This window comes from Traorella massiliensis, from assembly GCF_900104665.1.
GTDB classification, from domain to species: Bacteria; Bacillota_I; Bacilli_A; order Erysipelotrichales; family Erysipelotrichaceae; genus Traorella; species Traorella massiliensis.
Genome location: NZ_LT629967.1, coordinates 317,624 through 339,477, shown reverse-complemented (window position 1 = coordinate 339,477; position 21,854 = coordinate 317,624). Strand labels below are relative to the sequence as shown.

Genomic DNA, 21,854 nt, shown 5'->3' with positions numbered 1-21,854 from the left:
GCAAACACCTAAAGCTAATACACTTTAATGACTCGTTTACATATACGATGTTTTTTTTAAAAAAGAAGCTTATCAGCTTCTAGTGTTTATTTTCATCATAAACAATAACAATATGTCTTTCTTTTCCATCACCTTCGCTTACAGTGCGAATTCTTGGCATATTTATTAAATATGAATGAATTGCTTTTCTTTCATCATTAGGCATTGGATCCAAAGAAGCATTAATTTTTGTTTTTTGCACTGTTTTCGCAACTCTCAACGCCATAGAACATTCCTTGTGATATTTTTCTTCTTTATAACCATTGATATCACTAACAACGATCACTCTCTTTTTAAAGGCACTGGAAGCTGCTGCTTTCACTACATTATTGATATCCTGCAGTGTCTGACCTTTCTTACCAATCAGAATAGCATTGTTTTCTGCATCAAGCTCTACCTTAAAAAAATAATCTTCTTTTTTACATTTCACATCTACTTGCATTTCAATTCCATCGAAATAAGTACTTAGATATTTTATAATGAATTTTTCAATATCTCCATCAAAATAAGCTTCTATTTCAACTTTGCTTCCAAATCCAAACAGACCTTGTTTTTCAGAAAGTACGTTATATGTCAGATCTTCTTTGCTGCATCCTTTTGATCGAGCAGCATTTTCTAAAGCTTCATCTAAATTTTTTCCTTCATATCTTTCCATAGACTTTCACCCTAATCCTTCAAGAATACCTTGTCGATAATAATATTCTGGATAATACGAACCAGCGATGAAACAGCCCAATAATAAGACATCGCTACCGGCCATGTAAATCCGATGAAAGCAATCATTGCTGTTGAGAAGATCGTCATCATCGTCATCTGATCCGGACCGCTCTTTTTAGGCTGTGCGTAATTTTTTTCTTTGATACCTGATTTTTTCTTTCTCTGCTTAGCTAACCATGCTGGAACTTTCATACTCAAAAATTGAAGCAGGATCATAACACCAAAGATCAACAGATAAGGCCACTGCATCTCGCTCAATCCTTCACTTGGTGTACGTGTCAAATCAATACCTAGGAATGTTCCGTTTACGACAACAGCCGCTCTTTGAACAGCATAATAGAATGCCATCAATACTGGCATCTGAATAATAAGAATAAGAATAGATGAGAAAGGATTTACCTGATATTTTGCATACAAGGCTTGTGTCTCCTGAGCCATTCTCATTCTCGAAGCATCATCTGTCTTACCTTCATATTTTCTTTGAATTTTCTGGACTTCCGGCTGCATCATCTGCATACGCTGATTCTGTACCTGACTTTTGATCGACAATATCGCAATTACGATATTAAATAAAATTGTCGTAATTAAGATACCAATACCAGCATCTGTCAAATTTCCAAAGAAGTTGATGATCTGAGCTAATGGCCATACAAAGATTCCAGCAAACCATCCTTCATTAAATACTTCTGAAAAAGAAGTATTTGCATAAATAATAAATTCTTCTCTGACTCTATTTGTTTCAGGATCTACATAATTTGCACAGCCTGCTACAAAAATTAATAAAAATACACTTAACAGCAGTAATTTCTTTTTGTTTTTAAATAGGTTTTTCATTTTCTTCTCCTCGTGTAACATCGCCCTTATATTTTAACTTTTTTTAAGAGCATTTCCAATACTTTTTTATTCGATTCATAACTTTCTTCTATAAATTTATCACGAATTAAAATAATTGTATCAAAATTTTCATCAAAAGTATAGAGTTCCTGTACCATCATTCTTACTTGACGCTTCACTTTATTTCTAACAACAGCATTTCCAATCTTCTTTTTAACGGATATTCCGATACGGCAGACATCTTCTTTTTTTTCTCTCACATAAATCGTCATTACCGAAGAAGAATAAAAATGTTTATTTTTTATAATTTCAGAAAATTCCTGACTTTTTCTGATTCGATAATTTTTTCTCATCTTTATCTCCTATTTCAGTTAAATGATGTATTGCCTATGTATTATATCAGAAATATAGAAAAAAATCTGTGAATTAACAACGCTTTTATACAAATCCTTCTTATCCAAAAAAAAAAAACCACCTTATGGTGATTTTTAAGCTGATAACACTTTTCTTCCTTTAGCACGACGACGAGCTAAAACGTTGCGTCCTCCAACTGTTTTCATACGAGCTCTAAATCCGTGGGTTGTTTGGTGTTTTCTTTTACTTGGTTGATATGTTCTTTTCATAGAGCCACCTCCATCTTTTCTAATCTATAAACAAATAGAACATTGCTTATAGATTATACAAAACAATTGAATTAAAGTCAATTATTATTTATCTTTATCCTTTCTTCTTCCCAGGTATTAAGTCTTTTAAATTACTTTAAAAATGATTGATGATATGTGGTAATTCAGTTAAAAAAGATTTATAAATCATTCACAGTTTTTTTACATATTCTTAAAATCTATCTTTTATCTAATTTTTTTGTGGGATTATTTGATTCAATTTTACTTTTTATACACATAAATTGTGGATAAACAGTGGTTTTTAAATATTATTCAATAGTAGGTATGTGGAATTATTGAAAAGTCAAAATAAGCCTTATTTATAAGCTTATTATTTATATGTTCCTTGTGGATAATCCACTTGTTTTCCACATTATATTTCCACATTTTCCACAATTTGTATTTCCACACTCTACTTAACCACAGTTTTTCCACATTGAAAAGATGTGGAATTCTTATTTTTAAAGAATTTAAAGGATATTTATTATATTTAAACTGTGGAAAATTTTATTTTATAAAAAGTTGTCCTAGTATTTTACTATTTTTTGTTTTAGAATATATATGCTGAATTGAGGGAATAGAAATGTCAAATTATACTAAAAGTTCTTTACAACTCATTTGGGATCAGACACTGGATAAATTAAAAACCGGTGCTTTTTTTGATATGGCTATTTTCAATACCTATATTCATGAATCAAAACTCTATGATTTAAATCAAAATGGTGCAATTGTCATTATACCTAGCTTTGTATCCCGACAGATTTTTGAGAATAACAAAGCAGTCATTGAAAATGCATTAAGTGAAGTTATTGATGAACCGATTACCATTCAATTTACACTAAAAAAAGAAATTCAGAATTATACTGAATTAAACGAAGAAAATAAGAAAATCATTCTTGAAGACAAATTATTAGATAAATATACATTTGATAATTTTGTTGTTGGTCACTCTAATCGTGAAAGTCAGGCTGCTGCTCTTTCATGTGCAGTAAATCCTGGTGAATTTTTTAATCCTTTATTTATTTATGGTAATTCAGGTCTTGGCAAGACCCATCTGCTTCATGCAATTGGTAATTATGTGAAAGAACATTCACCTGAAAAAAAGGTTATTTACATATATAGTGAGGATTTTATATCTCTTATCGTTAATTCTATTCGTGATAAAACAATTGAAGAAGTAAAAAGAATCATTGAAGAGGCTGATTATTTATTGATTGATGATATTCAACGTTTAAAACAAGGAGAGAGAAGTCAGGAAATTTTCTTTAATCTCTATAATAATCTATTTTCTAAAGGTAAACAGATCGTTTTAACAAGTGATATTCATCCAAGTGAACTTAAAGGTATTGAAAATCGTTTGATTTCAAGATTTAATTCGGGACTTTCCGTAGGAATTGATTCTCCTGAATTTGAAACTTCATTAGCTATTCTAGAGAAGAAGATTGAGGAGAGAAATGAACATTTATTAATTGAAAGAAGTGTATTAGAATATATCGCAACGACTTATTCAAATGATGTGCGTGAGCTTGAAGGAAATCTAAATAAGCTCATATTCAAAGCCATTCTTTATAATCCGAAAGTCATTGATCTGGATTTTGCAATCATGGCATTTAAGGATGATCCAAACAATAAATCGCCTGGAGTGATGACGGTTTCTAAAATTAAAAAGGCGGTTTGTGACTTCTATGGACTCACAAGATCGCAGTTAGAAAGTAAGATGAAAACAAAGAATATTTCCAATGCACGTCATATTGCGATTTATCTTTGTCGTAAACATTTGGATATGCCTTTTGCAAAGATAGGCATGGAGTTTGGAGGACGTGATCATTCAACGATCATGGCCAGTTATGAGAAGGTTAACAAGCTGATCAAAGAGAAAGAATTGTTTGCCAGTGCAGTGATAAAAATAGAAAAGAAACTTGGTGTTTAATTCTTTCCCCACTGTTATCCACAATCAAAATAGTGTAAAATAGTACCTAAGAATAAGAGTATTTTGGACTTTTCCACATTTCCACCGTCCTAATTATTATTATTCATTAAATAAAAAGATATATAAAAGGAGGTTCCCATGAACTTTAAAATTTCTAAAACTGTTTTCTACAACGCCTTATTGATTGCTTCAAGAGCTATTTCTAATTTTTCACCGCTTCCTGCTTTTAGCGGTATTAAGATTGAAGTAAAAACAGACTGCATTGTTTTAGTAGGAAGTGATTCTGATATTTCTATAAAAACGATCATACGAGCAGATGAAGAAGAATCTTTACAAATATATGAAACTGGAAGTATCGTCATTGAATCAAAATATATTCTTGAAATCATTCGTAAAATGGATTCTGAAAATATTGAGTTTGAACTGATTGAAAATGCAAGTGCCAGAATCATTTCAGAATCGAGCGAATTTAAGATCAATGGTATGAGAGCAAACGAATATCCAAATATTGATTTTACTTGTCCGCTTTTAAAGTTTGATATGAAATCTGAACTTTTAAAAGAAATCATTTCCCAAACTTGTTTTGCAACGAGTAAGAGTGAAACAAGACCTGTACTGACAGGGGTGAATTTTAACTGTTCACATTCTAAATTAAATTGTGTTGCGACAGATTCATATCGTCTTGCGAAAAAGACGGTAGAGCTTGATCAGGATCTTGATTTTAACATTACGATTCCGGCGAGAAATCTCAATGAAGTCATGAAAACTTTAGATCTTGATGAGAATGTCATGATTGCAGTTAGTGATAAAAAAGCACAGTTTGTTATTGCGAATACTTTAATTCAAACTAGATTGATTGATGGTGTATATCCTGAAACAGATCGTCTGATTCCAGTTAGTTATGCTTATGAGTTAGAAATTGATTCTCAAGAAATCACAAGTGCTATTGATAGAGCTAGCTTTATTAAGAATGATGGTGTAAGTGTAATTAAACTTTCTTTGGATGAAAAGGAATGTTTATTGTCAAGTCGTTCTCAGGAAGTAGGTTCAAGTAAAGAAAATTTGAAAAACGGTATTTTCAAAGGGGAACATTTAGATATATCTTTTAATGGATTATATGTTTTTGATGCCTTAAAGGTCACTCATAAAGGAAAGGTTCGTTTCAGTTTTTCTGGAGAAATGAAGCCTTTTATCATTCAAAGTGTAGATGATTCATCTCTTCTTCAGCTGATCTTGCCGTTAAGAACTTACGCTTAATTAAAGAAACAAATGATTTTAAATTTCTTGCGATTCTTAAATTTGAAGGTACTTAAAGCAAATGTACATACAATAATGAGAATCGCATTTTATTATGAAAGAAATCCTTGTTAATTGCCTTTTTTTTGTTTCAAAATCCCCAAATAACAGCATAAATATGTTATAATTATATAGATGAGATAAAGGAGTTACGAATGGAAATCAAGCTGAATAAAGAATTTATTACATTGGGTCAGTTATTAAAAGTTACAGATTTTATTTCTTCTGGCGGGGAAGCAAAATTTATGGTGAATGAGCTGAATATCTCTGTCAACGGTGAGCGTGAAAATCGTAGGGGAAGAAAGCTTTTCAGCGGTGATGTGGTCATCATTGAAGGAAAGAAGTTTGAAGTGATCTAATGTATATTTCACATTTACATCTGGTTCATTATCGAAATTATTTGAACCAGTCGTTTGAGTTTGGCAGGGGCATTAATTATATCGTTGGAAAAAATGCTCAGGGAAAAACAAATTTGCTTGAAAGTATCTATTATTGTTCGACAACGAAAACTCATCGGAATGTAGATGATGCTTGCTGTATCTATGAAGGATATGATGCTTTTCGTATTGATGCGGCAGTGATTAAAAAAAATCGAAAAGTGGATCTTACAGCCATCTTTAGTAAATCAGGAAAAAATTTATATCTATATCGAAATCCAGTAAAAAAAGTAAGTGATTTTGTTGGATTTGTGAATGCTATTATTTTTTCTCCGAATGATATGAATATTTTCTCAGCACAGCCTCGTTTTAGAAGAAGATTTATGGATATTGAACTTTCAAAGTGTTCTAAGACATATATGTTCACTTTGAATGAATATTATCGGATTTTAAAACAGCGTAATGCTTATCTTAAAACAGAAAATATTGATGGTGACTATTTAAGCGTACTTGATGAAAAATGCGCTGATTTACAATGCATTATTTTAAAACAGAGATATAAATTTCTTCATGATTTGACTGAAATTTCTCAGGAATTTTATGAAGAACTGGCGAATGACTCTACTAAGTTTTCAATCGTTTATAAAACCTTTGCTCAGATTGCTGATGAAAAGCAGATGAAAGAGGAGATAAAAAAGATATATAAGAATAATTTCCAACGTGATCTCTTTTTAAAGACAACAGAAAAAGGAATTCATAAAGATGATTTTATGCTGATGATCGATGGGAAGAATGCTGATGATTTTGCTAGTCAGGGTCAAAAAAGAACCATTCTTCTTTCTTTAAAAGTGGGCATCGTAAAGCTGATTGAAAAAATTATCAATGATGAACCAATTCTTTTGCTAGATGATGTATTTAGTGAGCTGGATGAAGAAAGAAGAAGGAAATTATTAGATTTATTGCCAAAAAATATTCAAATATTTATTTCTACTACTGAAAAGATTCATGAAAATTATGAACGTCCGATCAGGACGATTCTGATACACGATGGAAAGATAAAGGAGGAGCATCAAAATGGAAGAAAAACATGAGCTTTATGATTTAGAGCAAAAAGTTGAACATTCTTATGAAGCGGATGATATTCAGGTTCTTGAAGGACTTGAGGCAGTGCGTAAAAGACCGGGAATGTATATCGGTTCAACTTCGCAGAAGGGTCTGCATCATCTGGTATGGGAAATCGTAGACAATTCCATTGATGAGGCCTTAGCAGGATATGCAACGGATATTCATATTCGTGTGACAAAAGATCACGTTGTTGAGGTTGAAGATAACGGACGTGGAATGCCTGTAGGTATTAATAGTAAGAGTGGTATTAGTGCAGTAGAAACGATTTTTACGATTCTTCATGCCGGTGGTAAGTTTGGTGGAGGAGCTTATAAGGTTTCTGGAGGACTTCATGGAGTTGGAGCTTCTGTTGTAAATGCTCTTTCTAGCTGGCTGACTGTTTCGGTATTTAATGAAGGTAAAGAATATTTTGTAAAGTTTGTGAATGGCGGCAATATTGAAACACCGTTACATGTGATTGGTAATTGTGATCCTGAGAAACATGGTTCTTTAGTTACCTTTAAAGCTGATCCAGAAATTTTTCAGGAAACATGCGAATATGATTTTGATACTTTGAATCAGCGTATTCGTCAGCTGGCCTTTTTAAATAAAGGCATTCATATGTTCTTTCAGTTTGATCCGGAAGATAAAAAGGTTGATTACTTGTACAATGGCGGTATTAAAGAATATGTTGCTTATCTAAATAAGAATAAAGATCCTTTGCATGAAGATATCGTATATTGTGAAGGTGAAGATGAAAGTATTCTTTGTGAAGTAGCTATGCAGTATAATGATGGCTATATTCCAAATATTTATTCTTTCTGTAACAATATTAATACGGCTGAGGGTGGTACTCATGAAGAGGGATTCCGTTTGGCCTTAACACGTGTCATTAATAACTATGCAAGAGAAATCAATATGTTAAAGAAGGACGAATCTTTGTCGAATGATGATGTACGTGAAGGATTGACAGCAATTATTTCCGTGAAGCATCCTGATCCACAGTATGAAGGACAAACGAAGACAAAGCTTGGTAATTCAGAAGTTAGAAAGATCGTTTCTAATATTTTTGGAAAACAGTTAGAGCGTTTCTTCCTGGAAAATCCTTCAACAGCTCGTACGATCGTTGACAAAGCTATTTTAGCAAGTAAAGCACGTTTGGCAGCTAAGAAGGCCAGAGAACTTACAAGACGTAAAGGTGATTTAGATATTACCAATTTCTATGGTAAACTTTCTGATTGTAAGAGCAAGGATGCTAGTGAATGCGAAATCTTTTTGGTCGAAGGTGATTCTGCCGGAGGTAGTGCTATCAAAGGAAGAAACAGCATGACGCAGGCGATTTTACCTTTAAGAGGAAAAATTTTAAATGTTGAAAAGGCACGTTTGGATAGGGCGTTGTCAAATGAAGAAATTCGAACGATCATTACTGCTTTTGGTACAGGAATCGGAGAAGAATTTGATTTATCTAAGCTGCGTTATGATAAGATCATCATCATGACCGATGCCGATGTTGACGGCAGTCATATTCGTGTATTGTTATTGACGCTATTCTATCGTTTCTTTAAGCCAATTGTTGAAGCAGGACATGTTTATGCGGCTCAGCCGCCACTGTTTGTCATTAAACATGGAAAAAAGATCAAGTATGTCTTAAATGAGGCAGAAAGAGATGAATATCTGGCAACACTTTCACCTAACACAAAATATGAAATTAATCGAATGAAAGGTCTTGGTGAAATGGATGCCGAAGAATTAAATGAAACGACCATGGATATCAATAAACGTATCTTACGTCAAATCACAGTAGATGACGCTATTATGGCAGATGAGATATTTACAACTTTGATGGGTGAAGAAGTAGAGCCTCGTAGACAATTTATTGAAAACAATGCAACCTATGTAACAAATCTTGATATTTAAAGGGAGGGGGATTTGATGGATCGATTAGAGAAAAATAACATTGTAAAAGAAGTCAAGGATTCCTTTCTTGAATATTCAATGAGCGTTATTGTTGCACGTGCATTGCCTGATTTAAGAGACGGATTAAAACCGGTTCACAGAAGAATTTTATATTCTATGTATGAGAGTGGTTATACGCCAGATAAACCTCATAAAAAAAGTGCTCGTATCGTTGGTGATGTTATGGGTAAATATCACCCTCATGGCGATTATAGTATTTATGAGGCCATGGTAAGAATGGCCCAGGACTTCAGTTATCGTTATATGTTGGTGGATGGACATGGTAACTTTGGTAATATAGAAGGTTATGGCGCTGCTGCTATGCGTTATACGGAATCTCGTTTATCCCGTATATCTTTGGAATTATTACGTAATATCAATAAGAATACAGTTGATTTTGATGTTAACTTTGATGAAAGCGAAAAAGAGCCAAAAGTTCTTCCATCTCGTTTTCCAAATATTCTGGTAAATGGAACTTCTGGAATTGCAGTTGGTATGGCTACGAATATTCCACCTCACAATCTTTGTGAAGTGATCGATGGTTGTGTTGCATATATTGATAATCATGACATTGAACTTGATGAAATGATGAAATATATCAAAGGGCCTGATTTTCCAACAGGTGCCATTATTCTAGGGAATAGCGGTATTCGCAAAGCATATGATACAGGTCGTGGTGTCATCACTGTTCGCAGTAAAGCCCGTATTGAAGAAGAAAAAGGAAGAAATGTTATTATCATTGATGAAGTACCTTATGGTGTCAATACGGCAGAACTTAAAAATAAGGTTGCGGAACTGGTACATAACAAAACAATAGAAGGTATCGCAGATTATCATTCTGATTTAAAAAATGGTATTAAAATTACGATTACTCTAAAAAAAGATGCCAATCCACAAGTAATTTTGAATCAGCTATATAAACATACTTCTTTTCAGACATCATACGGGATCATTTTATTGATGCTGGATCATGGTGTTCCTAAGACATTAGGACTTCTGGACATCATTCGTAAATATATCGATTTCCAGAAAGAAATTATTGAAAGAAGAACACGTTATGATTTAGATATTGCTCAGAAAAGGGTACATATCTTAGAAGGTTTGAAAATTGCATTAGATCATATTGATGAAGTCATTCGTTTGATTCGTTCTTCTAAAAACGATGAAGAAGCTCGTACTGGTTTAATGACTCAGTTTGAATTATCTCAAGTCCAGGCAAATGCGATTCTTGAAATGAGATTACGTCGTTTAACCGGATTAGAACGAGAAAAAATTGAGAATGAACTTTTAGAATTATTTAAACAAATTGATACTTTAAAAGAAATTCTTTCAAGTGAAGCCAATATTTTAAAAGTCATCAAAGATGAACTTTTAGAAATCAAAGATAAATTTGGTGATGAAAGACGTACTGAAATCGATATGACAGCGATTGAATATATCGATGATGAATCATTGATACCGGAAGAAAAAATTGTGGTAACAATGACACAAACGGGATATATCAAACGTATTCCTCTTTCAACTTATCGTACACAGAATCGTGGAGGTAAGGGTATCAAAGGTTTAAATATGAATGAAAATGATGTTGTTGAGATGATGTTAAACATGTCAACGCATGATTATCTGTTAGTATTTACAAATAAAGGAAAAGTTTTCCGTTTGAAAGGATTTATGCTGCCTTCAGGAAGTAGGACTAGTAAAGGACTTCCAATCATTAATTTAATAAATATTGAAAAAGATGATAAGATCCAGGCATTAGTTGCATACTCACCAAGTGAAGAAGCGAAATATTTATTCTTTACGACAAAGAAGGGTATCGTAAAACGTACGCCAGTATCTGAATTTGAATCGATTCGTCAGAACGGTAAGATAGCCATTGTATTAAATGAAGGTGATGAACTGATTGATGTCAAGGGAACAAGCGGTAATGATGAAATCTTGATTGCTGCAACTAATGGTAAATGTGTTCGATTCTCTGAAAAGGATGTTCGTCCTATGGGAAGAAAATCAATTGGTGTCAAAGGTATGAATGTGGATGGTTCAGATGTTGTGGGTATGGCCCTTTCAACTGAAGGAGAATCTATCTTATCTGTAACAGAAAAAGGATATGGAAAGAAAACGCCAATTGATGATTATCGTATGTGTAAACGAGGTGCTAAGGGTGTATTAACGGTTAATGTTTCTGAACAAACAGGTAAGCTTACATCAATTCGTTCTGTTAATGGTGATGAAGATGCGATGATCATTACAAATGAAGGTATCATTATCCGTTTAAGTCTTGATAAGGTTGCAAACTATGGACGTAATACAAAAGGTGTGCGTCTGATCAATCTAAGTGACAGTGATGCTATTGTAAGTAAAGTTACGATCGTTGAAAAAGAAGAAGAAAATGAAGAAGAGATTGACAATTCTTCTCAGGAATGATTAAATATACTCGAATTAAAGCGATGATGAGGATAAGTAAATACTACTAGCTTGCAGAGAGATAACGGCTGGTGAAAGTTATCAGTGAATGGTATTGAAATCAACCTAGGAGTGAGCAGATGAATTAAGTATTCTGCTACGGTGGTTCCGTTATAACTATTGAGAGGATAAGTAATTTTACTTGTCAAAAAGGGTGGCAACACGAGGTATCGTCCCTTTAATACGATACCTCTTTTTTTATTCAAGGAGGAAATATAAAATGATTGATATTAAACTAATTCGTGAAAATCCTGATTTGATTCGTGAAAATATTAAGAAGAAATTTCAGGATCATAAACTTCCTTTAGTTGATGAAGTTATTGAACTAGATAAGGAAAATAGAAAGACAAAACAGGAAGCTGAAAATTTAAGAGCTGAGCGTAATAAAATTTCTAAAACGATTGGTGCATTAATGGCTCAAGGAAAAAAAGAAGAAGCAGAAGAAGTAAAAAAGAAGGTCAAAGAATTTGCTGGCAGACTGGAAGAATTGGAAGTGAAAGAAACTGAATTAGGAGAAAAAGTGAAAAATATCATGATGACAATTCCTAATATCATTGATCCTTCAGTTCCAATTGGTAAAGATGATAGTGAAAATGTTGAAGTTCAACGTTACGGAGAACCGAAAGTTCCTGATTTTGAAATTCCTTATCATACAGAAATCATGGAAAGTTTCAATGGTATCGATTTAGACAGTGCTCGTAAAGTAGCTGGAAATGGATTCTACTATTTAATGGGTGATATTGCTCGTTTACATAGTGCAGTTATTTCTTATGCCAGAGATTTTATGATTGATCGTGGATTTACTTACTGTGTTCCGCCATTTATGATTCGCAGCAATGTAGTAACAGGTGTTATGAGTTTTGCGGAAATGGAAAATATGATGTATAAAATTGAAGGGGAAGATCTTTATCTGATTGGTACAAGTGAACATTCCATGATTGGTAAATTTATTGATACAATTCTGGATGAAAAAGATTTGCCTTATACATTAACATCTTATTCTCCTTGCTTTAGAAAAGAAAAAGGAGCCCATGGTATTGAAGAACGTGGAGTTTATAGAATTCATCAATTTGAAAAACAAGAAATGATCGTTGTATGTAAACCTGAAGAATCAAACATGTGGTATGATAAGCTCTGGCAGAATACAGTGGATCTTTTTAGAAGCCTTGATATTCCTGTAAGAACACTTGAATGTTGTTCTGGAGACTTAGCTGACTTAAAAGTTAAGTCTGTAGATGTTGAAGCCTGGTCTCCACGACAGAAAAAATATTTTGAAGTAGGAAGCTGTTCCAATTTAGGTGATGCACAAGCAAGAAGATTACAAATTCGTGTAAATGGTGAAAACGGAAAATATTTTGCTCATACTTTGAATAATACTGTTGTCGCTCCTCCTCGTATGTTGATTGCTTTCTTGGAAAATAATTTAAATAAAGATGGTTCAGTTAATATTCCTGAAGCGTTACAGCCGTATATGGGTGGGAAGAAAAAAATTGAGAAAAAATAATGTTTCACGTGAAACATCTAAAAAACGAGGTTATCCTCGTTTTTATTATCTATTATTATCGAATATGGAATGATATAATAATAAAAATAGGAGGACCATATATAATGAAAAAAGATTATTATAAAGCTTATGATGATAGATATAAGCAGGTGCATGAACATTCACTTCAATGGGCATCAGAAAATCCTTCACAAATCGTAATGGATACTATTCTAAAATATCACATAACATCTGATGATAAAATTCTAGAAATTGGTTGTGGTGAAGGAAGAGATGCCATTTGTTTATTAAAAAAAGGCTATCATGTTTCCGCAACAGATGTTTCCGAAGAAGTTATACATTATAATCGTAAAAAATATCCAGATTACAAAGATTATTTTAAAGTCTTAGACTGTCTTCAAGATTCTTTACAGGAATCATTTAAATTTATTTATGCAGTTGCAGTTCTACATATGCTTGTATTAGATGAGGATAGAAATAAATTTTATCAATTTATTCATAAGCATTTAAAAGCAGACGGTCTTGCTCTCATATGTACGATGGGAGATGGCGAATTTGAAAAGAAAAGCGATATCAATAAAGCATTTGATTTAGGTAAAAGAATACATGAAGAAACACAAGAAGAATTAATGATTACAGAGACATCTTGCAGGATCGTCAATTTTGTCACCTTTACATCTGAAATTATTTCTAATGGATTAGAAGTGATTGAAAAGGGGATTACTCATGTAGAACCTGATTTTCCGATGTTGATGTATGCAGTAGTAAAAAAGTAAATATAATTTAATGTATATAGATGAATAGATAATGTAGTAGTATTCAAATGATTGAAGTTTAATCTTGTATATTGCTAGTCAATTATGTTATAATATCTAAGCTATCACAATGATATCTACTGAACCTGGTCAGGTCGGGAACGAAGCAGCCATAAGGTGGCGCTGTCATGTGTGGTAGCTTTTATTATAGGTGAAATATGGAAAATAGATATATGCAGCTCGCTTTAAAGGAAGCAGAAAAAGCATTTAAAAAAGATGAAGTACCTATTGGGGCAATTATCGTTCATGATGATCAAGTAATTGCTCGTGCGCATAATTTGCGTGAATCAAAGCAGATATCAACAGCTCATGCTGAAATACTAGCAATAGAAAAGGCTTGTCGCAAGATAGGCAGCTGGCGTCTGGAAGAGTGTGAATTGTATGTAACCCTTGAACCATGTCCGATGTGTGCAGGTGCTATTCTACAATCAAGAATAAAAAAAGTTATTTATGGTGCAAAAGATCCTAAAGGCGGATCGATTGAATCTGTTATGAGAATGTATGAAACGAAAGGATATAATCATTATCCTGAAACAATATATTTGGAGTGTGAAGAGTGCTCACAAATATTAAAGGATTTTTTTAGACAAAAAAGAATGAAATAGAGAATTGATAATGATATAATAAAAAGCAGAAAGCAGGTGTTTTATGGCTTATATTGCATTATATCGAAAATATAGACCAACTAGTTTTGAAGATGTTGCTGGTCAAAAGCATATTGTTAAAACACTTCAAAATGCTGTACTACAGAATCGTATTGCTCATGCTTACCTGTTTTGTGGTCCGAGAGGAACAGGAAAAACAAGTATTGCGAAGATTTTTGCAAAAACGATTAATTGTGAAAGTAAAACAGTTCGCCCATGTGGGAAGTGTGAAAATTGTATTGCTGCTCAGCAAGGAAATCATCCCGATATCATTGAAATCGATGCAGCAAGTAATAATGGTGTTGATGAAGTACGTGATTTAATAGAAAAGATCAAATATGCTCCTTTAAAAGGAAAATATAAAGTATATATTATTGATGAGGTTCATATGATGACTTCTGGAGCATTTAATGCTCTTTTAAAAACTATTGAAGAACCACCTGCTCATGTTATCTTTATTTTCGCAACAACAGAGCCACATAAAGTATTACCTACTATCATTTCTAGATGTCAGCAATATGATTTTACTAAAATCAGTATCAAAGATATGATGGAAAGAGTAAAGATAATATTAGAAAAAGAAAATATTCAATATGAAGAAGAAGCGGTACGCCTTGTTTGTCAATTAGCAGACGGAGGGATGCGTGATGCATTAAGTATTATAGATCAAGTAATCGCCTATTCATTAGATAAACTTAGCTGTGAAGCTATAAATGCTATCTATGGTATAGTTACTGTTCCTGAAAAAATAGAACTATTACAGATGGTGTCTGATCAAGATGCAAAAGGATGTATGAAAAAAATCAATGAATTCGTTGAACGTGGAATAGATATTAAACGTTGTACAAACGATCTGATTGAAATTCTAAAAGAAAGTGTGATTCATGATTATTCAAAAGATGCGTCTTTATGTACGATTTTAAATGAGAGTGAAATTCATGCCGCTAAGCTGCAACGATCTACAAAAGAAAGATTACAAATGATAGAAGAGTTGATAAAGACATATGATGAATATCGTTTTGCATCAAATATTCAGTCATATTTTGAAGTTTGTTTATTAAATATGATGACAACGGCAGATGAAAATAAAAATGTTTCACGTGAAACATTAATAATCAACAAAGAAAAGCCAACAAGCATAACAAGCGAAAATGTGAATATCGAAAACATATCTTTAACAAAAGATGACAGCCTATATACTGTAGCAAGCGAAGTAAAAACAGTTGAAAAAGATATCAACGAAGATACAGTTAAGTATAAAAGGGCTATAAAAAAAGAAGTAAAAGGGTTAGATCATGAATATCTTCTTTCACTACTTGTAGGTGCTAATAAAAGTTATAAACATGAAGATTTAACAAAAATAGAAAATATAGCTAATTACTATCTTAGTCCAGCATGGGCAAGATATGCAAATTTGTTAAGAGATATAAATGTGGTAGCCAGTGGTAAGGAATATATAATTGTTTCAGTAAAAAATGAAGCAATTGCCAATGAAATAAATGAAATAGATGCACAAGGATCATTAATGGATTTCATGGAAGTTCTGTTATTAAAAAAGAAAAAAGTATTTGCAGTTACAGACGAAGAGCAGAAACAACTTATCAATGAATTTATTCAGCGCCAAAGAAGTCATACTTTACCTAAAGCTGCAACAGTAAAATTAGAAGAAGATAGTTTAGAATTAGTAAAAAATTTATTTGGAGAAGAAAATATAGAAATAAAGGAGTAATAAAAATGAATGTACAAGCATTATTAAAACAAGCACAAAAAATGCAGTCTGATCTTAAAAAAATAGAACAGAAACTAGAAATGAGAACTTATGTAGAAGAAAATGACTTAGTTTGCGTAGAATGTGATGGAAAGTATCATATAACCGCAATCAAAATCAAAAGTAAAAATTTGGAGGATCTCGATATACTTCAAGATATGATTGCAGTTACAGTTAATAAGGTCATTGAAAAGGCAAAAACAGAACACGAACAAGAATTGGCAAAAATAACAGGTGGCGTTAAAATGCCAGGAGCATTCTAATGTATCCACCAATATTTGAAACACTTGTTGAGTGTTTTAGAAAATTTCCTGGTGTCGGTCAAAAAACTGCAGAACGTTATGCTTTTGAATTTTTAAAATGGGATCAGGAAGAAATAGATGACTTTTTAAAAGCCTGCTCTTTAGCAAAAAACAAACTCCATAAATGTAAGGTATGTGGTAATTTAGCTGAAGATGATTTATGTGAGATATGTAAAGATACTACAAGAGATATTACTACAATCTGTGTAGTTGAACAAGTACAAGACTTAATGGCAATGGAGAAAACAAATGAATACAAAGGTGTATATCATGTGCTTAATGGTGCTATATCTCCATCAAAGGGTATTTTGCCAGATGATATTAATATTGATGCGTTAATAAAAAGGTGTGATGATAGTATTTCGGAAGTAATTATTGCTACCAATCCTACAGTTGAAGGTGAAACAACAGCTTTATATTTATCAAAACTATTAGAAAAGAAAAATATTCATGCAACAAGAATTGCTCATGGTTTGCCAATGGGAGCACATCTTGATTATGCTGATGAAATGACTTTGATCAAAGCAATGGAAAATAGAAAGAAGATGGAATAAAATCAGAGAAATCTAATTATTTTGATGAAAGTTACATAATTATATTATTGATAAAATTGATAAAATAAAGAAAATTTTATTAACAATATTTTAATTATTGTTATATATTGGTTTCCCCTAAAAAAAACATTTTTGATTATATTTCAAAAATGTTTTTTTTTATTAATTTTATTAGATAATAATTAATATCTAATCATTCCATCAGCACCAATAGTTTGAGCTGTAACATATCTTGAATCTTCTGAAGCTAAAAATGCAACAATTGGCGCAATATCTTTATCAAGATCTCCCATACGTTTTAATATTAATGTGCTACAGATTGCTTTATATTGTTCAGGATTTGCTTCTGCCCATATTTGAGCTGGTTCTGTGAAAGCATTAGGTGTAATTGAATTACATGTAATTCCATATGCTCCATATTCAACAGCAGTAATTCTAGTTAATCCTCTCATTGCCTCTTTATTTGAACCATATGCAGAAAAACCTTCTTGCCCTAATGCACCAGTTGCGCTTGCTATATTGACGATTCTACCATATTGGTTTTTTTTCATGTGAGGTAAACAATATTTTTCAAACATGAATGCACCTAAAAAACCAGTTTCCCAGCATCTTTTTACCATTTCAATAGAAGTATTTTCAACTGTTGCATGAACATCGTTAGTACATTGTGCATTATTAATAAGAATATCAATATTGCCAAATGTTTCAAGTGTTTTGTTTACAGTATTAATTACATCTTCTTCCTTAGAAACATCACAATGAACAAATAAAACATTCCATCCATTTTCTTTGAATTCTTTTTCTGTTGATTTACCTTTAACATCGTCGAATTCTGCAATAACTACATTACCACCTTCTGATAAAATAGCTTTTGCATATGCTTTTCCTAATCCACCTCCAGCTCCAGTAATAATTGCCGTTCTGTTACTAAATCTCATTGTTACATCCTCCTTGACATTTATAATTTAATAATATACAATTTTTTCATATAAAAATACATTTATTATCATTTGCTATTTTTCAAGAAAAACGAAAAATATTTTAAGTCTTTATCAATGATCCACAAAGAACATATATTTTTTGATTATATTTCTGATAAAAATCTTTATTTTAATTTTTCAGATTTAGAAAAGGATAAAGTAATTTTTCAAGCAATTGCTTTGACTTCTATTATTTTTAATTGGGTCATTTCAAAAAGTAAACTTAATGAAAAAGAAATGGTTAATCTAATTATGTTATATATTTCAAAAGATACTTTAAAAATGATTCTTCCAATTTTTTTAAATGCACATTCTAAGTTATAGTTATATCAAGATTTAGTTATAGATTTCTGTGTCAAAATAATTACTTAGATTCTAAATATGTCTTCTTTTCAGCTGATACATTGATTGAAATTTTAAAAATTAATATGATCATGTAGATAATGTATTTCAGTATCGTGTAATTATTTACAAATATAATTATTTCTTTTTATATATATATAGTAAAAAATAATTTTATATAACATATATAAGCTAAAATTATTTAGAAATATTAAAAAATTTTTTCCAACAAGTTTAAAAATAATCGAAATTAATTATTCTTTATGGTCAACGTTATGACGCACGTGAAGAGCAAAACCAATAATGATATATTAAAGATTAAGTGCTAATTTTCTTTAAATGTTTTTCAGTTGTAATAGGCGCTTTAAAAATAAGGTTTAATAAAGTTTCCATCTTATACATATTGTTAGAAATTGTCCTCATGTTAAATCTCCAATTATATTCATCTATAAAAGATTCTAAATACCCCATAGAGATACCATGAAATATGCCTATTATTTCTGCTTTCAGGTTAGATATATAAGTATGTACCCATTCTAATGGATTCTTCTTTTCATCAAAAATCTCTGATTTTAGTTCATAATCGTATCTTTTTACTGGTTCGCCATTCTCTTTATATACTACGTTCCCATCAACGTCTTTTATTACTTGATTAAGTACACTGATTCCTTTTCCTCCATCTGAATATATTATGGTTTTAGGGGATATTGCACGTTTTACAAAGGTTGTTATTTCTTCTCCATTCTCTGATTTAATCAACTGAAATCTAGCTTTGCCTGGGAAACCTCGTTTTTTCACCTTTTTTGTTTTCCACCTCACAAATTTCGACAGATACTGCAACTGTCTGTTTATCAGATCCTAGTCCTCTTTTTCCACCTTGATCGACTCCACCGATATAGGCACAATCTAACTCAACAGTGCCTTTTAATATCGTTTCTTCATTCCCTATAGAGCAGGCAGCTCGTAATTTTCTTAGAAATAAACGAGCGGTATTTACATTCACATCCATTTGATTAGCTAAAGAAACACCATTTATACCGGATTGTTCAGAAATAAAAAGATAGATACCAAGAAGAATTTGAAAAAAAGAAAGTCTGCAATCCTGTAGAGCAGCCCCTGCAAGGATATGGATATGTCTTGAACAACGTTTACATTGCATACAATTTCTAGTGGAAAGCCAGCGATACTCTGTACCCCCACAATCAGGACAAACAAATCCTTGAGGGAAACGCATTTTAATTAAAGTTTTACGCTGTTCTTCTGGATTATTGTAATATTTTTCAAGAAACTGAATCATATTAAAGTGTTTTGCTGTTGAAGTAGAATGATTTCTATGGTTTTTAGTATACATAAAGGCACTTCCTTTCTTCTGCCTTTATCTTAATACCTATTGTTACATAATAGATGTAACAAAAATAAAATTATATAAATTTTTTTATTTTCTTACCAGTGCGTTAAGCCGTTGACCAAGTTATTCTTTTTATGAATAATCTCTATTATACTAAATTTAGAGAATAGAGTTGTTTTTATGGGAGCTTTATATAAATTGATTTCTTAGTATGGATTTAATTGAGAGTATTTCAATGGAAATAGACTTAAGTTGTAAATATTCTAATTAAACAGGACATACATATAGTTTTTATTAATTAGAGAGAGGTAGAAAAAATAAAGAATATAATTTTCTTTTATTTCTTATGAGGATTGCAGACTTGTATATAGCAAAGACACTTTATATGAGCATATATAGAAATATAATACTTTAGACGATAGTAAACGGTTGTCGTTCATATCAATTGTTCAAAAGAAAAATAAAAAAAGATTCTAAACCAAGATTTATCCAAACATTACAAAGTAAAGGATATTGATTTAGATCGTTAACTTAATTTAGTTTTATACATCTATAAAAAAGAAAAAATATAAATAGCTCAAATAGGTGATAAAATAAGCGTATTTGAGCTTTTCTGTTCGGAAAGAGTATGATATAATAGATGTATAAATATACATCTATAGAAAGGATGATTTTATGCATCAAAATCCTGTGGATTTACCTGAAAGAACAGTCATCATAAAAGGCAGAAGTGGCAGTTATGTGTACTTGACACAAAGGGTTAAATATTCGCCAGAATTAAAACAAACCAGACCAGTAAGAGTAGCTATTGGAAAACTTAACGAAGAAGGAAAGCTGATTCCAAACAGGAACTATTTTGAAATATTTCCATATGAACAGAATGAACCCGGAGATAAAGCAGACTTCGTTATTGCGGGACCTCATTTTGTGGCGGACAAGATAAGTGCTGGGAATGGATTAAAAGAACTGCTGGAGACGATTTTCAAAGATGATTCGGACAAGATCCTGGATATAGCGACATATATGATGATGAGCGAAAATAACGTAATGCAGTATTTTGAAGACTATGGATATAATCACACATTGTTCAGTGCAGAGAACTTCGATGATAATGCGATAGGAAGACTGTTTAAAAAAATAAAAGTAAAGGATATCGATTTGTTCATCAGATCGTGGGTACATATGCATGTTGAGAAGCAAATCTATATAGCTTATGATTCGACGAATATGAACAGTGCTGCAGGAAATCTTGAATTGGCAGAATACGGACATGCGAAGGATCGTGATGAATTACCGCAAGTGAATTTATCAATAGGATATAATCAGACGGATCAGGTGCCTTTATTCTATGAATTGTTTCCGGGAAGCATCATCGACAATACGGAATGTGAAAAGATGGTGGAGAGAGCCCGGCAGTACGGATGCAGGGAAATAGGATTCATACTGGACAGGGGATATTTTTCATTACGGAATATAAGGTATTTCGAAAAGCATAATTATGACTATATACTGATGACGAAGGGGAATGCAAAGTTCATACAGGAAGCGGCAGAAGAAGCAGGAGCAGTATTAAAGAACGGATATTCAAATTATATGCAGGGATACGAACTGTACGGGATGACAGTAGAGAAGGATTTATTCAATACAGGAAAAAAAGAATATGTGCATGTATATTATAATGGAATAGAAGCGGAAAAAGAAAAGATTACGATCAATAACAGATTCAATAAGATGGATGAGGAGTTAGAGAAGAAGAAAGAGAAAAAGATAAAGAAAGCAGAAGATGTGAAAAGCTATGAGAAATATTATCGATTGGGATTTGATGAGAATGGATACTTCATGAATTATCAAAGAAAAGATAACGAAATCATGAAGCTGATAAATAAAGCGGGATATTTTGCGATAGTGACGTCAAAAAAGATGAGTGCAGAAGAAGCGCTGGAAACATATCGGGATAGGGATGCGGTGGAAAAGATATTCAGGATGGAAAAGACATATTTAGGGAATGATGTATTCAGAGTACATTCGGAAGAGAAACTTGAAAGCAAAGTGTTCGTATCATTCATAGCATTGATTATCAGGAATGAGATTTATCAGTCATTAAAGGAATTGTATAAAACGAATAGAAAAGAGTACACAGTACCGAAAGTATTGAAAGATTATGAACGGCTGGGAGTAACTAAATTAGCGGATGAGAAATATCATATAAGATATCGACT

The 21,854-nt window shown here is 32.1% G+C and carries 21 protein-coding genes, 1 other RNA gene and 1 other annotated feature; of the genes, 15 read left to right on the top strand and 7 right to left on the bottom strand.

The window, feature by feature from the left end:
• Positions 1-79: 79 nt before the first annotated feature.
• From BQ5367_RS02770 to rpmH, 4 genes are all read right to left on the bottom strand, one after another.
• Entirely contained in the window at positions 80-694 is a 615-nt protein-coding gene (locus tag BQ5367_RS02770; RefSeq protein WP_071441039.1) for a R3H domain-containing nucleic acid-binding protein, read from the bottom strand.
• A gap of 11 nt (positions 695-705) precedes the next feature.
• A complete protein-coding gene (locus tag BQ5367_RS02765; protein ID WP_071441038.1) occupies positions 706-1,590 on the bottom strand; it encodes a YidC/Oxa1 family membrane protein insertase in 885 nt (294 codons plus the stop codon).
• A 26-nt stretch (positions 1,591-1,616) separates the two neighbouring features.
• Complete coding sequence (rnpA, locus tag BQ5367_RS02760) at positions 1,617-1,943, bottom strand: ribonuclease P protein component (protein WP_071441037.1); 327 nt, start codon at positions 1,941-1,943, stop codon at positions 1,617-1,619.
• A 135-nt stretch (positions 1,944-2,078) separates the two neighbouring features.
• Entirely contained in the window at positions 2,079-2,213 is a 135-nt protein-coding gene (gene rpmH / locus BQ5367_RS02755; protein ID WP_071441036.1) for a 50S ribosomal protein L34, read from the bottom strand.
• A 622-nt stretch (positions 2,214-2,835) separates the two neighbouring features.
• Between rpmH and dnaA the strand changes: the two genes are divergently transcribed.
• From dnaA to recR, 13 genes are all read left to right on the top strand, one after another.
• On the top strand, positions 2,836-4,182 hold the full coding sequence (gene dnaA, locus BQ5367_RS02750; protein WP_071441035.1) for a chromosomal replication initiator protein DnaA: 1,347 nt from the start codon (positions 2,836-2,838) through the stop codon (positions 4,180-4,182).
• Between the two features lie 138 nt (positions 4,183-4,320).
• On the top strand, positions 4,321-5,439 hold the full coding sequence (gene dnaN / locus BQ5367_RS02745) for a DNA polymerase III subunit beta (protein WP_071441034.1): 1,119 nt from the start codon (positions 4,321-4,323) through the stop codon (positions 5,437-5,439).
• Between the two features lie 194 nt (positions 5,440-5,633).
• Positions 5,634-5,837, top strand: coding sequence for a S4 domain-containing protein YaaA (yaaA, locus tag BQ5367_RS02740; protein WP_071441033.1), 204 nt, complete (start codon positions 5,634-5,636; stop codon positions 5,835-5,837).
• Positions 5,837-6,946 (top strand): DNA replication/repair protein RecF, encoded by a 1,110-nt coding sequence (gene recF, locus BQ5367_RS02735; RefSeq protein ID WP_071441032.1) that lies wholly within the window; start codon positions 5,837-5,839, stop codon positions 6,944-6,946. The genes yaaA and recF overlap by 1 nt, the downstream gene beginning before the upstream one ends.
• Positions 6,930-8,876 (top strand): DNA topoisomerase (ATP-hydrolyzing) subunit B, encoded by a 1,947-nt coding sequence (gene gyrB, locus BQ5367_RS02730; protein ID WP_071441031.1) that lies wholly within the window; start codon positions 6,930-6,932, stop codon positions 8,874-8,876. Before recF ends, gyrB begins: the two co-directional genes overlap by 17 nt.
• A 15-nt stretch (positions 8,877-8,891) precedes the next feature.
• Positions 8,892-11,339 carry a DNA gyrase subunit A gene (gene gyrA, locus BQ5367_RS02725; RefSeq protein WP_071441030.1) on the top strand — a complete coding sequence of 816 codons (2,448 nt, stop codon included), beginning with the start codon at positions 8,892-8,894 and terminating at the stop codon, positions 11,337-11,339.
• 14 nt (positions 11,340-11,353) lie between these two features.
• Positions 11,354-11,559, top strand: a binding site (T-box leader).
• A 39-nt stretch (positions 11,560-11,598) separates the two neighbouring features.
• Positions 11,599-12,882, top strand: coding sequence for a serine--tRNA ligase (gene serS / locus BQ5367_RS02720; RefSeq protein ID WP_071441029.1), 1,284 nt, complete (start codon positions 11,599-11,601; stop codon positions 12,880-12,882).
• Positions 12,883-12,986: 104 nt separating this feature from the next.
• Positions 12,987-13,658 (top strand): class I SAM-dependent methyltransferase, encoded by a 672-nt coding sequence (locus tag BQ5367_RS02715; RefSeq protein ID WP_071441028.1) that lies wholly within the window; start codon positions 12,987-12,989, stop codon positions 13,656-13,658.
• A 93-nt stretch (positions 13,659-13,751) separates the two neighbouring features.
• An RNA gene (gene ffs, locus BQ5367_RS02710) (signal recognition particle sRNA small type) lies at positions 13,752-13,849 on the top strand.
• Positions 13,850-13,855: 6 nt separating this feature from the next.
• Entirely contained in the window at positions 13,856-14,302 is a 447-nt protein-coding gene (locus BQ5367_RS02705) for a nucleoside deaminase (protein WP_071441027.1), read from the top strand.
• 43 nt (positions 14,303-14,345) lie between these two features.
• Entirely contained in the window at positions 14,346-16,070 is a 1,725-nt protein-coding gene (dnaX, locus tag BQ5367_RS02700; protein WP_071441026.1) for a DNA polymerase III subunit gamma/tau, read from the top strand.
• Positions 16,071-16,075: 5 nt separating this feature from the next.
• On the top strand, positions 16,076-16,372 hold the full coding sequence (locus BQ5367_RS02695) for a YbaB/EbfC family nucleoid-associated protein (protein ID WP_071441025.1): 297 nt from the start codon (positions 16,076-16,078) through the stop codon (positions 16,370-16,372).
• Complete coding sequence (gene recR / locus BQ5367_RS02690) at positions 16,372-16,965, top strand: recombination mediator RecR (RefSeq protein WP_071441024.1); 594 nt, start codon at positions 16,372-16,374, stop codon at positions 16,963-16,965. The genes BQ5367_RS02695 and recR overlap by 1 nt, the downstream gene beginning before the upstream one ends.
• A 182-nt stretch (positions 16,966-17,147) precedes the next feature.
• Here recR and BQ5367_RS02685 read toward each other — a convergent pair whose 3' ends face one another.
• Positions 17,148-17,903, bottom strand: coding sequence for an SDR family NAD(P)-dependent oxidoreductase (locus BQ5367_RS02685; protein WP_071441023.1), 756 nt, complete (start codon positions 17,901-17,903; stop codon positions 17,148-17,150).
• Between the two features lie 117 nt (positions 17,904-18,020).
• On the opposite strand from BQ5367_RS02685, the gene BQ5367_RS02680 reads away from it, so the two are divergent.
• Positions 18,021-18,269 carry a hypothetical protein gene (locus BQ5367_RS02680; RefSeq protein WP_071441022.1) on the top strand — a complete coding sequence of 83 codons (249 nt, stop codon included), beginning with the start codon at positions 18,021-18,023 and terminating at the stop codon, positions 18,267-18,269.
• 336 nt (positions 18,270-18,605) lie between these two features.
• On the opposite strand, the gene BQ5367_RS02675 is transcribed toward BQ5367_RS02680, so the two are convergent.
• Positions 18,606-19,085, bottom strand: coding sequence for a transposase (locus tag BQ5367_RS02675; RefSeq protein WP_071441021.1), 480 nt, complete (start codon positions 19,083-19,085; stop codon positions 18,606-18,608).
• Positions 19,054-19,638, bottom strand: coding sequence for a transposase (locus BQ5367_RS02670; protein ID WP_071441020.1), 585 nt, complete (start codon positions 19,636-19,638; stop codon positions 19,054-19,056). Before BQ5367_RS02670 ends, BQ5367_RS02675 begins: the two co-directional genes overlap by 32 nt.
• Positions 19,639-20,310: 672 nt before the next feature.
• Between BQ5367_RS02670 and BQ5367_RS02665 the strand changes: the two genes are divergently transcribed.
• Positions 20,311-21,854: IS1634 family transposase (locus tag BQ5367_RS02665; RefSeq protein ID WP_071440694.1), on the top strand; the 1,544-nt coding region annotated here is incomplete at its 3' end.

Excerpts from the sequence above, each read along its gene's own strand:
- BQ5367_RS02685 (WP_071441023.1), bottom strand. The coding sequence starts at position 17,903 with ATGAGATTTAGTAACAGAACGGCAATTATTACTGGAGCTGGAGGTGGA.
- BQ5367_RS02670 (WP_071441020.1), bottom strand. The coding sequence starts at position 19,638 with ATGTATACTAAAAACCATAGAAATCATTCTACTTCAACAGCAAAACAC.
- gyrA (WP_071441030.1), top strand. The coding sequence starts at position 8,892 with ATGGATCGATTAGAGAAAAATAACATTGTAAAAGAAGTCAAGGATTCC.
- recF (WP_071441032.1), top strand. The coding sequence starts at position 5,837 with ATGTATATTTCACATTTACATCTGGTTCATTATCGAAATTATTTGAAC.
- gyrB (WP_071441031.1), top strand. The coding sequence starts at position 6,930 with ATGGAAGAAAAACATGAGCTTTATGATTTAGAGCAAAAAGTTGAACAT.
- rpmH (WP_071441036.1), bottom strand. The coding sequence starts at position 2,213 with ATGAAAAGAACATATCAACCAAGTAAAAGAAAACACCAAACAACCCAC.
- BQ5367_RS02715 (WP_071441028.1), top strand. The coding sequence starts at position 12,987 with ATGAAAAAAGATTATTATAAAGCTTATGATGATAGATATAAGCAGGTG.
- dnaX (WP_071441026.1), top strand. The coding sequence starts at position 14,346 with ATGGCTTATATTGCATTATATCGAAAATATAGACCAACTAGTTTTGAA.
- BQ5367_RS02765 (WP_071441038.1), bottom strand. The coding sequence starts at position 1,590 with ATGAAAAACCTATTTAAAAACAAAAAGAAATTACTGCTGTTAAGTGTA.
- rnpA (WP_071441037.1), bottom strand. The coding sequence starts at position 1,943 with ATGAGAAAAAATTATCGAATCAGAAAAAGTCAGGAATTTTCTGAAATT.
- recR (WP_071441024.1), top strand. The coding sequence starts at position 16,372 with ATGTATCCACCAATATTTGAAACACTTGTTGAGTGTTTTAGAAAATTT.
- BQ5367_RS02705 (WP_071441027.1), top strand. The coding sequence starts at position 13,856 with ATGGAAAATAGATATATGCAGCTCGCTTTAAAGGAAGCAGAAAAAGCA.
- BQ5367_RS02770 (WP_071441039.1), bottom strand. The coding sequence starts at position 694 with ATGGAAAGATATGAAGGAAAAAATTTAGATGAAGCTTTAGAAAATGCT.
- dnaA (WP_071441035.1), top strand. The coding sequence starts at position 2,836 with ATGTCAAATTATACTAAAAGTTCTTTACAACTCATTTGGGATCAGACA.
- dnaN (WP_071441034.1), top strand. The coding sequence starts at position 4,321 with ATGAACTTTAAAATTTCTAAAACTGTTTTCTACAACGCCTTATTGATT.
- serS (WP_071441029.1), top strand. The coding sequence starts at position 11,599 with ATGATTGATATTAAACTAATTCGTGAAAATCCTGATTTGATTCGTGAA.
- BQ5367_RS02680 (WP_071441022.1), top strand. The coding sequence starts at position 18,021 with ATGATCCACAAAGAACATATATTTTTTGATTATATTTCTGATAAAAAT.
- BQ5367_RS02695 (WP_071441025.1), top strand. The coding sequence starts at position 16,076 with ATGAATGTACAAGCATTATTAAAACAAGCACAAAAAATGCAGTCTGAT.
- yaaA (WP_071441033.1), top strand. The coding sequence starts at position 5,634 with ATGGAAATCAAGCTGAATAAAGAATTTATTACATTGGGTCAGTTATTA.